Annotated in this window: 14 protein-coding genes; 8 read left to right on the top strand and 6 right to left on the bottom strand. The window is 59.5% G+C overall.

What is annotated here, in order from left to right:
* Positions 1-13 precede the first annotated feature (13 nt).
* On the bottom strand, positions 14-541 hold the full coding sequence (gene traF / locus RMR16_RS25930) for a conjugative transfer signal peptidase TraF (RefSeq protein WP_103660263.1): 528 nt from the start codon (positions 539-541) through the stop codon (positions 14-16).
* Complete coding sequence (gene traA / locus RMR16_RS25925) at positions 538-3837, bottom strand: Ti-type conjugative transfer relaxase TraA (RefSeq protein WP_320201336.1); 3300 nt, start codon at positions 3835-3837, stop codon at positions 538-540. The genes traF and traA overlap by 4 nt, the downstream gene beginning before the upstream one ends.
* Positions 3838-4096: 259 nt before the next feature.
* Here traA and traC point away from each other — a divergent pair, with 259 nt between their 5' ends.
* The 6 genes from traC to RMR16_RS25895 all read left to right on the top strand — a co-directional run bounded on the left by traC (position 4097) and on the right by RMR16_RS25895 (position 7730).
* Positions 4097-4393, top strand: a complete 297-nt coding sequence (gene traC, locus RMR16_RS25920) for a conjugal transfer protein TraC (RefSeq protein WP_077122605.1) — start codon at positions 4097-4099, stop codon at positions 4391-4393.
* A gap of 4 nt (positions 4394-4397) precedes the next feature.
* Positions 4398-4613, top strand: coding sequence for a type IV conjugative transfer system coupling protein TraD (gene traD / locus RMR16_RS25915; protein WP_077122606.1), 216 nt, complete (start codon positions 4398-4400; stop codon positions 4611-4613).
* A 31-nt stretch (positions 4614-4644) separates the two neighbouring features.
* Positions 4645-6570: a Ti-type conjugative transfer system protein TraG gene (gene traG, locus RMR16_RS25910; protein WP_153367005.1), complete on the top strand. Its 1926-nt coding sequence runs from the start codon at positions 4645-4647 to the stop codon at positions 6568-6570.
* Positions 6567-7007, top strand: a complete 441-nt coding sequence (locus RMR16_RS25905; RefSeq protein ID WP_080803310.1) for a thermonuclease family protein — start codon at positions 6567-6569, stop codon at positions 7005-7007. Before traG ends, RMR16_RS25905 begins: the two co-directional genes overlap by 4 nt.
* A 96-nt stretch (positions 7008-7103) precedes the next feature.
* A complete protein-coding gene (locus RMR16_RS25900; protein ID WP_103588107.1) occupies positions 7104-7370 on the top strand; it encodes a WGR domain-containing protein in 267 nt (88 codons plus the stop codon).
* A gap of 81 nt (positions 7371-7451) precedes the next feature.
* The gene (locus tag RMR16_RS25895) at positions 7452-7730 is read left to right on the top strand and encodes an HU family DNA-binding protein (RefSeq protein ID WP_003518435.1); all 279 of its coding nucleotides are present in this window, start codon (positions 7452-7454) and stop codon (positions 7728-7730) included.
* Positions 7731-7775: 45 nt separating this feature from the next.
* On the opposite strand, the gene RMR16_RS25890 is transcribed toward RMR16_RS25895, so the two are convergent.
* On the bottom strand, positions 7776-8084 hold the full coding sequence (locus RMR16_RS25890; RefSeq protein WP_077122629.1) for a DUF736 domain-containing protein: 309 nt from the start codon (positions 8082-8084) through the stop codon (positions 7776-7778).
* A gap of 129 nt (positions 8085-8213) precedes the next feature.
* On the opposite strand from RMR16_RS25890, the gene RMR16_RS25885 reads away from it, so the two are divergent.
* On the top strand, positions 8214-8405 hold the full coding sequence (locus tag RMR16_RS25885) for a hypothetical protein (protein ID WP_320189037.1): 192 nt from the start codon (positions 8214-8216) through the stop codon (positions 8403-8405).
* 200 nt (positions 8406-8605) lie between these two features.
* On the opposite strand, the gene RMR16_RS25880 is transcribed toward RMR16_RS25885, so the two are convergent.
* On the bottom strand, positions 8606-9595 hold the full coding sequence (locus RMR16_RS25880) for an aldo/keto reductase (RefSeq protein ID WP_320189036.1): 990 nt from the start codon (positions 9593-9595) through the stop codon (positions 8606-8608).
* A 64-nt stretch (positions 9596-9659) separates the two neighbouring features.
* Positions 9660-10709 carry an aldo/keto reductase gene (locus RMR16_RS25875; RefSeq protein WP_320187976.1) on the bottom strand — a complete coding sequence of 350 codons (1050 nt, stop codon included), beginning with the start codon at positions 10707-10709 and terminating at the stop codon, positions 9660-9662.
* A gap of 35 nt (positions 10710-10744) precedes the next feature.
* On the opposite strand from RMR16_RS25875, the gene RMR16_RS25870 reads away from it, so the two are divergent.
* Positions 10745-11740, top strand: a complete 996-nt coding sequence (locus tag RMR16_RS25870; RefSeq protein ID WP_320187975.1) for an AraC family transcriptional regulator — start codon at positions 10745-10747, stop codon at positions 11738-11740.
* A 543-nt stretch (positions 11741-12283) separates the two neighbouring features.
* On the opposite strand, the gene RMR16_RS25865 is transcribed toward RMR16_RS25870, so the two are convergent.
* Positions 12284-12868, bottom strand: a complete 585-nt coding sequence (locus RMR16_RS25865) for a hypothetical protein (protein ID WP_320189039.1) — start codon at positions 12866-12868, stop codon at positions 12284-12286.
* Positions 12869-13138 lie beyond the last annotated feature (270 nt).

Raw genomic sequence — 13138 nt, 5'->3', positions numbered from 1 at the left:
GGAACGCCACCAGTTATGGTTCGAACGTGAGGACCGGCCGCGCCAGGCCGAGAAGGCCCGTGTCGGGAACCGGCCCAAAGTACCGACTATCATAGGAGCTCGCAAATGATGAGTGAAGAAACAGATTTCTCAGTGGCACGATGCCGGTTTTGAACGGTGTGATCGGCCTGCCTTCTCCATCGCTCGCGCGAACGATCGATGAGGCAAGAGGCGTGCGATCGACAGTGATATTCCCGCCGATTTCGACATGCTGTCCGGGAAGTGCCACCACTGTCTTGATCAGCGGCGCATAGCCACCAGGGCAGAGGCCACGCCTGACATAGCCGCGGTGCCGTGCCTCCTCGAATGAGGCGGTCGCCGGTGGGCAGATGAACACGAGATCGCCGGCCTCGACCCGACGCTGCAGGGTCACGATACGCCAGAGCCCAAGCGGCTCGCTCGGCGTCAGGTTCAACCGAAAGCCGCCGAAGTATGCGATTGCCGCCAGAGCGGCGATCATCCCGCTCAAGCCGGCCGGGAATAGGAGAACGCGCCGCCTCATTGTTTCATCACCGGAGTCTGGCGCTGGGCGAGATGCAAATCTTCGGCCTGCCGCAAGGTCTGGACGGTGCGCTCGTGAGCACTAAGCTGCTGAGCCGTGCGCATAACCGGCCAGGCTTCTTTCAGCCGCTCCTTCAGGTCTGCCTGCATTCCGTCGGAGAGTTTGTCGAAGAGTTTTCCGGACGGTTCACGCGCGGCATTGGTGAGCAGTGTGCGTTCCCCGAACCGCTCAGTGACGGCCTGGTTGAACCCGTCGATCTCAGTCTTGGTTTCGCGATTACTGAGTGCATAGGCCATGGCCGCCGGCAGATCGTTGCGGTCGATCGCATCACGCACACGCTCCAGCACCAGATGTGCTGCCGGCGACAATGCTGGGATGTCGATCGACACGCGCTGACGCAATACCTGCTCGTCAGCCCGCAGCCGCTGCGCGGCGGTCTCGCGCATCCTCAGATACTGCTCAAGATCGCGCTTCAAGGCCGGAACATTGAGGTCTGCGACACGGCGGTCCTCGCGCTCAGTCTTGCTGGCAAGAATGCCGGTCTTGCCCCTTAGCGGTCCGATCGACGCCGGGGCGGTCGTCAGCGTCTGAAGCGCCAGTTTGGCCGTTTCCTTATCCTCTAGCACCGCATCGAAGTTCATCGCCCGGAAGGCGGCCTCGGGATCGGCAAAGACGTAGGCAAAACGGGTCGAAACCTCTTCCCATTGTCGTCTGAGGGCTGGATCGGTGTCGAGCTTATTCTCTACAGTGTCTTCAACGGAACCGGAAAATGTCTTGATGCCTGCGACCATGGGCACGGCCTCCATCGTTTGGGTTTTTAAGGGGTGGTGCAGACCGAGACGCTCTGCAAAGTCTGCAAGGCGCTGGCCGAGATCGACCAATTTCGTCTTTTGGCGCAGCGTCCAGTCAAGCCGGTCGCGGACAAGTGTGCGGGCCACCTGGATGATGTTGAGCCCGCGACTTTCCGCAAACCGCAGCGCCTCGCGGTAAAGCTTTCCGCGCTCGTAATCGAGCGTGGTCTCCTTAGCATTTTTTCGGGAGAGTACCTTGGCCAGGCCGCCGTTAAAGGCGAAGGATCGCGTCCCATAATAAAGCTGCAGATCCTCGCGATGGCGGGTCATCGCCACATAGGTCAGATGCCGGTCCAGCGAGAGACTTGCCAACACCTTCACGCGGTCGACGGTCGCGCCTTGGCTTTTATGGATCGTGGTGGCGTAACCATGATCGAGATTGCTGTAAAAGCGTTGCTCGACGATGACCTGCCGGCGCTGATCACCTTCTCCGACGACAGCAACGATCCTGTTCGGTGCGGCCTCAGTGACATGAGCGATCATGCCGTTCTTGACGCCGAGCGAGGTCTCGTTCTTCAAGAAGACGATCTGGTCGCCTGCATCGAACTGGCGAATACCGTCAGCCGTCTTGAAGACGTGGCCATCACCCACAATGCCGCGCTCGACCAGTTTTTCGCGGGCCATGACGTTCAGCATGCGGACATCGCGGCGCAGATGCGCGAGGATGAGCGCGGTCTTCGCCGGATCGTAGCTATGGTTCCAGTCAGCGATCAGGCTCTCGACTGCTTCCGCCTTCAAACGCTCGCCGGTAATCCTGGCATTTGAATTGTAGGCGGCCAGCGCCCTTTCGACATTCCCCCGCGCCAGATCAAGCGACGCTTTACGCATCCAGTCCTCGCGCTGGCGATAGATCGTCTCGAGTTCGGCATAGCCGATGCGGTCGACAATGGCGCGGAAGGCAGCACCCGCTTCGATCGGCTGCAACTGTTCGGGGTCACCGACCAGGACGATCTTGGCACCGGACCTGACCACGGCATCGACAAAGCCCGCCATCTGTTTTGATGCGACCATGCCCGCCTCGTCCATGACGAAGACTGTCTTCTCATTGAGAACGTCACGGCCACGGTTCCAGCGCAGTTCCCACGACGCAAGCGTGCGGCTCTGGATCCCGGCTTCCTTTTCCAGCCCCTCCGCTGCCTTACCAGCCAACGCGCCACCGACCACACGATATCCGGCCAATTCCCACACCTCGCGGGTAGCCTTCATCATCGTGGTTTTGCCGGCGCCGGCGCGTCCAACCACGGCGGCGATCCGGGCGGGACCGGCGATCCGCTCGATTGCGGTTTTCTGCTCGCCAGACAACCGCTCATGCCGACGGAACGTTGCGTCCAGAGCAGCTTCAGAGACAGCATGACCGTCCCGGTTCGACAGCCATAACGCCTGCCGCACCATCGTCGCTTCCAGCCGGATCATCCCCCGGGTCGAATAACGGGCCGGCACCTTTTCTCCGGTCGCGAACTCGATCGTGTCGCGCTGCAAACGCAAGACTTCCGGGTTCAGGATGATGCGTAACATCAGCTGCTGAAAAACAGCCGGGTCATCGACATAGCGATGCAGAACCTTGGCGACATCGCGTTCATCGAAGACGCTCTTCTCTCGCATGATCAGATCGAGCACGATGGCTGGATTGTTCAGAATGCGGCGGGTGTTTTCCGACCGCCGCTCTTCGTTCAAATCCATGCGCTCAAGCTCTGGCCGGACGCCCTGCTCCTGCGCCTTGCGCTCGATGGCCTTGGTGCCAACGCCGAGATGGATCGTCGGTTCGAGGTCTATACCCTGCTTCTCGTAGGAACGGCCGTCGATCTTGAGATCGATCCCGCCAAGCGCCAGATGATGGTTCAGCCGCTCGAACCATCCATCGCGCAGCACGTTGAAGTCATCCGTCGACCCGGCCCAGAGCTCATAGAGGATTTTGCCGGACTGCGTGCGGACCGGCTGGCCATCCTCGCCATTGACCGCAACCTTCTTTGATCCGAACCCTTCCTCGGTCAGCGGGCGCAATGTGGTCATCAGATGGATGTGCGGATTGCCTGGATTGTCGTGGTAAACCCAGTCGGCCACCATGCCCTTGGCGAGGATATGTTTTTCCACAAAATCCCTGACCAGGGCGATGTTTTGCTCGTGCGTGAGCTCCAGCGGAAGAGCGATTGTCAGGTCCCGGGCAAGCTGCGCATCGGAGCGCTTTTCGAACGCCTCGACCTTGTTCCAGAAGGCTTCCGAAGCTCCGGCGACAGAGCGGTCGCTGATCATCGCGCGGACCCATTTAGGGGCATCGGCCGGGAGCAAAAAATCCTCATGCACAAGCCCCTGTTTGCGGGTGTAGTCTATAGTACGGGCCTCGCGCTCGTATTCCATCTTCGCGCAGTGCCGGTAGGCCGCAGACAGCACCACGCTGCGGCCGCCGCCGCGGCTGACGATGCTGGCTGAGAAATGGGCGATGGCCACGGCGCAAGAAACTCCCTGTTCGAACTGCGTTCGTCAGGAGTGGTGGTCACCACGCGGCCCCCGAACCGGGGTCTTGAGCAAGCACGTCGCATCGCGACGTATAATTGCGCCCTTGGATCCGCTCCTTCGGAACGGCGGGATCATCCTCCAAAGTGTCGGCCGTGACGACGTGCAAATCTGCACATTCCTTCGGACGTGCTTTTGCGGGAATCTTGCAGCGTCTCAAACGACGCAAAATTTCCAGGGAGATGCGACCGGAATGAAGAAACCATCATCGAAGATCAGGGAAGAAATTGCCAGACTGCAGGATCAGTTGAGACAAGCAGAAACACGCGAGGCCGAGCGCATCGGCCGTATCGCGCTGAAGGCAGGACTTGGTGAGATCGAGATCGAGGAAAACGAACTACAGGCGGCGTTCGAGGAGATTGCAGGGCGGTTTCGCGGAGGTAATGCCGCTTCGACCGGAAAGAAAAATGCAGGTAACGGTAGGACCGCAGGCGAGACGGTCACGACGATCGAAACTGGCGCGCCTGCGGGCAGGCCTGGTGAGGCTTGAACGCATGGCCCGCACGATGACGGCTGACGCACGCAAAAAAGACACCCGCGAAAAAATCGAACTCGGTGGCCTGATCGTCAAGGCAGGACTGCGCTACGAGAAGCGGGTACTGCTGCTGGGCATACTGATCGATGCAAGCCGCCGCATCAGAGGCGACGATGCCGAGCGATCGCGCCTGACAGTGATAGGAGCGGAGGCGTTCGACCGTGAGGGCGAGTAGACTGGTCCTAACTGCCTTCCCGGCCACAACGATGATCGCCGTGGTGGTTTTTATGCCGGGGATCGAACACTGGCTGGCCGCGTTTGGGAAAACCGCGCAGGCCAAGCTGATGCTCGGGCGGATCGGCCTCGCGCTGCCCTATGCGACCGCGGCTGCTATCGGCACGATCTTTCTGTTCGCGGCGAACGGGACAGCGGCTATTAAGGCGGCAGGATGGGGGATCGTCAGCGGAAATGGTGTGGCAATCCTCATCGCGGTGCTACGTGAGGGGGTTCGCCTGGCCGGGATCGCTGGTGACGTGCCAGCAGGACAGTCCGTGCTCGGATACGTGGACCCCGCAACGATGCTTGGCGCATCGACAATGTTCCTCGCCGGCGTCTTCGCACTGCGCGTCGCGATGAAGGGGAACGCCGCCTTTGCCAAAGCCGCACCACGGCGGATCGGGGGAAAGCGAGCGGTGCATGGCGAGGCCGACTGGATGAAAGTGCAGGAGGCCGCAAAACTTTTCCCCGATCCCGGTGGCATCGTCGTCGGTGAACGGTATCGTGTCGATCGCGATAGCGTTGCGGCGGTGTCGTTCCGCGCCGATGATCCGTCGACCTGGGGCGCGGGAGGCAAGAGCCAGCTCCTATGCTTCGACGGCTCGTTCGGCTCCTCGCATGGCATCGTCTTCGCCGGCTCCGGCGGTTTCAAGACGACGTCGGTCACGGTCCCGACCGCGCTAAAGTGGGGTGGTGGACTCGTTGTCCTCGATCCATCGAGCGAGGTCGCGCCGATGGTATCGGAGCATCGCCGCAAGGCTGGCCGGAAGGTGGTCATTCTCGATCCCTCGGCGTCAGGCGTCGGCTTCAACGCGCTCGACTGGATCGGGCGACGTGGCAGCACGAAAGAAGAGGACATCGTCGCCGTCGCAACCTGGATCATGACCGACAATTCGCGCTCGGCGTCTGCCCGCGACGACTTCTTCCGGGCATCGGCGATGCAGCTCCTGACGGCCCTCATCGCAGACGTATGCCTGTCCGGTCACACGGACGAAGAAGACCAGACGCTGCGCCGTGTGCGTAAGAACCTTTCGGAGCCTGAACCCCAGCTACGGGCGCGCCTGACAAAAATCTACGAGCAGTCGGAATCGGGCTTCGTGAAGGAGAATGTTTCGGTCTTCGTCAACATGACACCCGAGACCTTTTCTGGCGTCTACGCCAATGCGGTGAAAGAAACCCACTGGCTGTCCTATCCGAACTACGCCGCGCTCGTCTCAGGCGACAGTTTCTCGACCGACGATCTTGCCGATGGCGGGACAGACATCTTCATTGCGCTCGATCTGAAGGTACTGGAAGCCCATCCGGGATTGGCCCGTGTGGTTATCGGATCGCTGCTCAATGCCATCTACAATCGAAACGGCGATGTGAAAGGTCGCGCTCTCTTCCTGCTCGACGAAGTCGCCAGGCTCGGCTATCTGCGCATCTTAGAGACCGCAAGGGATGCCGGACGCAAATACGGCATCACTCTGACGATGATCTTCCAGTCCATCGGCCAGATGCGCGAGGCCTATGGCGGTCGGGACGCGACGAGCAAATGGTTCGAATCCGCGTCGTGGATCTCGTTTGCCGCGATCAACGACCCTGATACTGCCGACTACATCTCGAAACGCTGCGGCGATACGACGGTAGAGGTCGAACAGACAAACCGCTCGTCAGGGATGAAGGGATCGTCGCGCTCACGTTCCCGGCAGCTCAGCCGCCGACCGCTGATCCTGCCGCATGAAGTGCTACGCATGCGCAGCGACGAGCAGATCGTGTTCACATCGGGCAATCCGCCGCTCAGATGTGGACGCGCGATTTGGTTCAGACGCAAGGACATGAGCGCGTCCGTCGGAGAAAACCGCTTTCACAGCCGAGCCACAGAAGGGATGAAGAGCTATAAGGCCGTTCCGACGACAGATACTGAGGAGACATGACATTGAGATTTTGTACGGCTATTGCAAGACTATCCCTCTTCGCCGTTGGCATCCTTGCATTTGTTGCCTTAGCGTCGCCAAGCAGCGCAAGTGAAACCTTCTCGATGTGTAATGGCGGCCATAGGATCACCTGCGTGGTGGATGGTGATACGTTCTGGTTTCGAGGTGAGAAGATCAGGATCGCCGACATCGACACGCCGGAGCTCAGCCCGCCAGGATGCCAGCGCGAACGCGAGCTGGGCCTTGCGGCAAAACAGCGTCTGCTCGAGATCCTCAATTCAGGTCCGCTCTCGTTCAAGACGACCGCCAGGGATGAAGATCGCTTCGGTCGCAAGGTAAGGATCGTCTACCGCGAGCGACGATCGGTCGGCGATATTCTCGTCGCCGAAGGCCTAGCCCGGAAGTGGGAAGGATCACGACGGAGTTGGTGCGAATGAAACGGACCACGACAGATCAAAGTTGTGAATCGATAATGCCCGACCGATTCAAAACTCTCATTGGACGGCGGAATCCGAACGCGCGATTCTGCTCTTATGATCAAGCAGCCCTACCACCTCTACGTCGAGCGTATCGCGCCGGAAAAAAATATGGCGCGGTTTTACACGCTCGCCGTTCAGCCGACATTGTTCGGCGATGTCTCGCTTGTACGCGCCTGGGGGCGGATTGGAACGCGCGGACAGCAGATGGTGCATCTGTTCGATAATGAGAGCCAGGCCATCAACCTGTTCCTCGACGTGCTTCGCGAGAAGCGCAAACGAGGTTATCGGCCAAAACGACCTGTGGACATCAAGCGGATCTGACACTCGTCTTCATCATCGCCGATGACAACTTGGTCAGAAGCTGACACGGATTTTATCTTTGATAAGAAGATGAGGAATTCCATGACCACCACCAACGAAATCGCCGACAAGATCGCAGCTGACAACGGCCTGACCAAGGTTCAGGCCAAGGGCATCGTAGAATCCGTCTTTCAGGCTATCGCCGATGCTGCAGGCTCCGACGCTGAAACGTCGATCCCAGGCTTCGGAAAGTTTAAGGTGAAGGCTTCGCCTGAGCGCGAGGGTCGCAATCCGGCGACCGGAGAGAAGATGACGGTCGCCGCATCGAAGAAGCTGACCTTTGCGCCTGCCAAGGCGCTCAAGGATGCGCTGAACAAGTGATCCCTGACGTGGAGAGCCCCGCCTTGGCGGGCGGGGCATCCAGTCTCAGTCCCGGTTCGACCGGGACCAGATGAGAGAGAGACCTTCCTCGCCTTCGACCTCGATCAGCGTTGCGTAGATCGGGGCCGGGAAGCTCGGGTCGTCGAGCTTGACGGAGAGGTAGTCGCGACCTTCGTTGGAGGTCTTCTTCCAGGCTGCGCCGAATTCCGTGGCTCCCGCGAGGATGCGGTAGTCAGGGCCTTTGTCGGAAGTGCGCTCGACGGTGCGGATGGTTGCCTTGACGTTGAGGTTGAGGGTCTTGATGGTGCCGGAGAAGCCGTTGCTGGAAGCGGTGAAAAAGCCGATGGTTGCCATTGTCGTATTCCTTTTCGGTTGTTCGGGCCGCGTCCATCGCGGCCTCGATGGCAGTCGATTGGACCAGAGGCGATCGGCCTGCACCTGAAAGGCCGAAACGGAGTGGAGGATGGCCAGGAAAAGGCTTTCTTGTCTCGCGAGGAATGGGCGCTTCAGCGCACAGGGGAAGAAAACGACCCGGCCGTTGCGGATGCCGATCGAGCCGAGCATCGCGAGGCGGTCTTTGGTCAGACATGCCCCATCGAGACCGCAGTGGACGTGCCAGCTGGCGGATCAAGGGGTACGGAAAGGGCACCATCGGGTGGCGACAATGGGAATTGATGCATAACGCTGACAAGCCCGAACGATTGGTCGAAGCCAATGACAATGACTGCATGTGGGAGATTGTTTCCTGACACAGCGACGAAGGCGTTCGGGATGCACAGGTCCGACCCGACCGATGCGGGCAAGCGTAGCGAGTAGGGTACATCAGTCGACGCGTACGCCGGCAACCTCGTTCCCACCACGATAGCTCTGTTACTCTATTGGTCGAACATCGACTTCAGGCTCTCGGGGAAGCGCGCACCTTCGATCTGGATGTGCGCCGCTGCTTCGTCGATTCTCTGCAGATCCTGAGACGTTAAATCAAGGTCGATAGCGCTTAGATTTTCTTCCAGTCTATGTAGCTTGGTAGTGCCCGGGATCGGCACAAACCACGGCTTCTGCGCTAGCACCCAAGCAAGCGCGATCTGGGCCAGGGTCGCCTGTTTGGCGGTCGCGATCTGCTGAAGCAAGTCGACCAGCGCTTGGTTGGCTTGCATGGCTTCGGGCGTAAAGCGGGGCAGCAGACGGCGTAGATCATTGTCGGCCAACGGTGTGCTGGCATCCATTTTGCCCGTCAGAAAACCCTTACCGAGCGGGCTGAAGGGTACGAACCCGATACCGAGCTCCTCGAGCGTTGGAATGACTTCCGCTTCGTGATCTCTCATCCAAAGAGAGTATTCGCTTTGCACGGCGGTCACACGTTGCACGGCGTGGGCGCGGCGAATGGTCGTCGCACTGGCCTCTGACAAACCGAAATGTGTGACTTTGCCCTCTGAAATCAGATCTTTGACTGTCCCAGCAACATCCTCGATAGGGACATTTGGATCGACGCGGTGCTGATAAAGCAGGTCAATGCGATCGGTTTTGAGGCGCTTGAGCGACGCTTCCGTCACCTGACGGATATGTTCGGGTCTGCTGTCCAAGCCCGAGAGAGGGGTTGGACCATTCTCGCCATGCCTGATGCCAAACTTCGTTGCGATCACCACTTGATTTCGTACAGGCGCCAGCGCCGAGCCCAGTAATTCCTCATTGGTGAATGGGCCATAGGTTTCGGCAGTGTCAAAGAACGTCACGCCGCGATCGACTGCCGCGCGCAGTAAGTGTGTCATTTCAGTTGGGGCGGGCGGCGTTCCATAAAAGAAGCTCATGCCCATGCAGCCCAAGCCCATGGCAGAGACTTCGAGTTCTCCAAGTTTGCGAAATTTCATTTGCGATTTCCTTCGTGTGTGGTTGTGGGCCGACTGTTTCCACCTTTGCTGAAAGCTGACGGTCTCAGGCCCCACGCGGTTCCTGCTTGAGTTGGTCACCACGGACCTTGCTCTGGAACTCGAATACCCAGCCGGGATATTCCGCGGGCAGCTTGCTGACCTCGTCGAGTGTTTTCAGTTCGGCGTCGGTCAGCGCCACCTTGGTCGCGGCGATGTTATCATCGAGTTGCTCTGGCTTCTTGGCACCGATGATTACGCTGGTGACAGCCTTCTGGTGGAGCAGCCAGGCGAGTGCTATCTGGGCGATCGAGACGTCCTTGGCTTCCGCGATCGGCTTCATTGCGTCGATGACGTTGTAACCGCGTTCCTCATTCACTGGCGGGAAATCGAAGGTGGCGCGGCGGTTGTCGCCTTCCTTGACGCCATCGCGGGTATATTTGCCTGACAGAAAACCGCCAGCCAACGGGCTCCACACCATCAGACCAAGGCCTTCGGATTCCATCATCGGCACAAGTTCACGCTCTAGGTCGCGTCCGGCGATCGTGTACTGTGCCTGAAGCGACGCGAAGCGGGCCAGGTTGAACTGGTTGGAGATACCGATCGCTTTCGAGATCTGCCAGGCGGCCCAGTTGGAGACGCCGATATAACGGACCTTGCCCTGTTGGACGACAGTTTCGAGCGCACGCAGAGTCTCCTCCATCGGCGTGATCTGGTCGAAACCGTGGATCTGGTACAAATCGATATGGTCGACCTGAAGGCGCTTGAGGCTCGCCTCCAGGGCGTAGAGCATATGCGAGCGAGACGTGCCGCGCGCATTCGGGCCGTCGCCCGTAGGCCCAAAGAATTTGGTGGCGACGATCACATCTTCCCGTGAGATGCCGACGTTCCGCAACGCTTGGCCCGTGATCTGTTCGGAATGACCTTTTGAGTAGACGTCGGACGTGTCGATGAAATTGATGCCAGCATCAATCGCCGTCTTAACCAGACCGTCAGCCTCTTTCTGCTGTAGGCCGCCCATGCTGCTGTAAATGCCGCTCCCGCCACCGAAGGTCATGGTGCCGAGGCAGAGTTCGGAAACGAACAGGCCGGTGCGGCCGAGGATGTTATAGCGCATGAAGCTCTCCTGAGTGAAACGAAACGGGTAGGCGTATGTCCCATTTATGGCACCCGCCCCCGGCTTCTTCGCGCCCGATTGTCGCAGATTTTTGCCTGATCCGATCATTGGCCGTTTTACTCCGGCGGAATCTTGCGCGGACGCTCCGTGAAATCTATATAGATTTAATGCACGAAACTCTCGCCGATCTAGCATATCGTCATGCCACCCAATTGGGAGGAGCGTCGATCCCGCGCGTTAGCGTCCATGCCGCGCAGAAGGAGAGCTGGCCGGTTGGGGTTCTATATCAGCCGATGCTTGGCATCGTCTTGCGAGGCACCAAGCGAGTCGTCATCGGGGACCGCACACTGCGCTACGATAGCAATCATTTTTTCATCGCTTCGATCGACGTGCCCGCATCGCGCGTCACCATTGAGGATTTGCCCGAGGCGCCCTACGTGGCAGTACGGCTTGCGATCGACCAAGAAATCCTTTCGAATCTGGTTGTTGATACACCGTCCAAAGCCGATGGGGATACCATAGCTTTTGCCGTAGGCGCTATGACGCCCGAATTGCTCGATGCTTGGTCAAGGATGCTGCGGTTGCTAGATGCGCCAGATGAAATCGATACGCTGGCACCAATGATTGAGCGCGAGATCCTGTTTCGCCTTTTGCAAGGCCCGCAGGGGGCGCTGCTACGCCAGGCAGCCCGAGCCGGTAGCAGGATCTCACAGGTGCGGGACGCTATTGCCCGTTTGCGCACCAACTTGGATCGCGTTGTCAAAATTGAAGAACTGGCGGAAATCGCCGGGATGAGTGTCGCGACATTTCATCGCCATTTCCGAGCTGCCACTGCCATGAGCCCCTTGCAATATCAGAAGACTCTCCGCCTGCAGGAGGCGAGGCGGCTACTGCTCGCTGACACCGACACGACAAGCGCAGCATTTGCGGTCGGATATGAAAGTGCGTCCCAATTCAGTCGGGAGTACTCGCGGATGTTCGGCACACCGCCAGCGCGCGATGCTGGAAGGCTTCGGGCTGGTAGAGACTGATGTCACCGTTCATTTGGCGTGAATCCGGTCGATCCTGTCATTGACGATGTAACCGAGTCGCCCAAAACAACATCGTTTGCGGGGAAGCTGCGATATCACTAACAAAGGAGCCTTTTTCGCCGCCTGTGCGGTCTTGCTAGCGCTGAGTGTGGATCTAAGTCCGGTTTTCGACCTTCATGCTAGATCAACTCACCACAATCGGTGGCTGCGCAAGTCTCCGTTGATCACCTGGTAGTGTTCGCCCGAAAAGCGCGCCGAAAAGATGCCGGAACACTGGGTTACGTTCCTTCAAGCCACGAACGCATAGCTGCACTGCACAAAAATTAGGTGCATGGCGATGAAAATTCATGCATACAGGCGTCAGCTGATGCACATGGCGGCTTCCTCCCAGTTCCGCCGCAGCAGCTGTTCCCCTCTGGAGGTCCATGACTTTCGCACTTTATGGGCCGCGGTTTTCCGTCGGCCCTTTTTTCTTTTTCCGAACCAGGTAGCAACGACGTTGCGGACGCTGAAGGAAGGCGGGGCCGAAGCCCCGCGATCGTCCTATTCGAATGCTGACATCTGGGCAGTGGCGGCTTGTCTGTCGACCGAGTTGGCAGGCTGCTCGACCGTGCGCTCGTAGGGCTTCCAGGTTTCGCCTGTGATGTCCTCGTAAGCCGATACGGCGCCTTCGGCTGCCATGCGAAGCACGTGGGCCTGCAGGCCCATGTCGGCTGCGAACTCGCGCTTCCGCTGGGCGCGACTGTCGAAACCGACCGGGCCGTCGAGGTCCTCGTCTCTGGTATTGTTGGAGAGTTTCGTGGTGAGATCGCGGGCCTCGGTGACCGCGCGGCTGTAGAATTGCCCGGCGCCGTAGGCTGAGCCGACAAAGGATCCGACGATGCGCTGCATGTGGATCTGCATGGCCTTTTCGGCAAGGCCCTCCTTCAGGGCATCGGCGCTCTCGATGAACTGGCCGCGGTGGAGATCGCGGATACCGTCGCTGTCGATGAGGGCAAGGCCGAAGCTTTCGGATATGCGCAGTGCCTGGGTCGCGTCGGGGCAGGCGAGCGTGACCATTTCGAGTGTGGTGGCGCGCTGGGATTTTGCGGGACGGTTTTTCTGGGTGGAGCGGTTGAGCGGTGCCATGATCGGATCCTTTATGAGCGATGTTTCAGCGAAGCCCGGGGTGCCTGACGTCGTCCGGCTCAGCCCCTCGGGTGCGGGCAAAAGGACATGGGCGTCAGCGGCCCGGCCCAAGGTCAGGGCGTCGCCAGGAGGAGCGGGGAAGGTTTGCGGATGGTGCGGCCCGCCCTTAAGCGGGCTGCGACAGACGCGGGCCTGCCCTGCGACGAGGCGATGATCCTGCCGCAACGCGGCGCGAAGCGGCCTTTGACCGGGACGCGCCCATGTCAGACC

Source organism: Agrobacterium sp. rho-13.3 (genome assembly GCF_033957765.2).
Classification (GTDB): domain Bacteria; phylum Pseudomonadota; class Alphaproteobacteria; order Rhizobiales; family Rhizobiaceae; genus Agrobacterium.
This window is presented reverse-complemented; position numbering and strand designations above follow the sequence as displayed.

Excerpts from the sequence above, each read along its gene's own strand:
- traF (WP_103660263.1), bottom strand. The coding sequence starts at position 541 with ATGAGGCGGCGCGTTCTCCTATTCCCGGCCGGCTTGAGCGGGATGATC.
- traC (WP_077122605.1), top strand. The coding sequence starts at position 4,097 with ATGAAGAAACCATCATCGAAGATCAGGGAAGAAATTGCCAGACTGCAG.
- traD (WP_077122606.1), top strand. The coding sequence starts at position 4,398 with ATGGCCCGCACGATGACGGCTGACGCACGCAAAAAAGACACCCGCGAA.
- traG (WP_153367005.1), top strand. The coding sequence starts at position 4,645 with ATGATCGCCGTGGTGGTTTTTATGCCGGGGATCGAACACTGGCTGGCC.
- RMR16_RS25905 (WP_080803310.1), top strand. The coding sequence starts at position 6,567 with ATGACATTGAGATTTTGTACGGCTATTGCAAGACTATCCCTCTTCGCC.
- RMR16_RS25900 (WP_103588107.1), top strand. The coding sequence starts at position 7,104 with ATGATCAAGCAGCCCTACCACCTCTACGTCGAGCGTATCGCGCCGGAA.
- RMR16_RS25895 (WP_003518435.1), top strand. The coding sequence starts at position 7,452 with ATGACCACCACCAACGAAATCGCCGACAAGATCGCAGCTGACAACGGC.
- RMR16_RS25890 (WP_077122629.1), bottom strand. The coding sequence starts at position 8,084 with ATGGCAACCATCGGCTTTTTCACCGCTTCCAGCAACGGCTTCTCCGGC.
- RMR16_RS25880 (WP_320189036.1), bottom strand. The coding sequence starts at position 9,595 with ATGAAATTTCGCAAACTTGGAGAACTCGAAGTCTCTGCCATGGGCTTG.
- RMR16_RS25875 (WP_320187976.1), bottom strand. The coding sequence starts at position 10,709 with ATGCGCTATAACATCCTCGGCCGCACCGGCCTGTTCGTTTCCGAACTC.
- RMR16_RS25870 (WP_320187975.1), top strand. The coding sequence starts at position 10,745 with ATGTCCCATTTATGGCACCCGCCCCCGGCTTCTTCGCGCCCGATTGTC.
- RMR16_RS25865 (WP_320189039.1), bottom strand. The coding sequence starts at position 12,868 with ATGGCACCGCTCAACCGCTCCACCCAGAAAAACCGTCCCGCAAAATCC.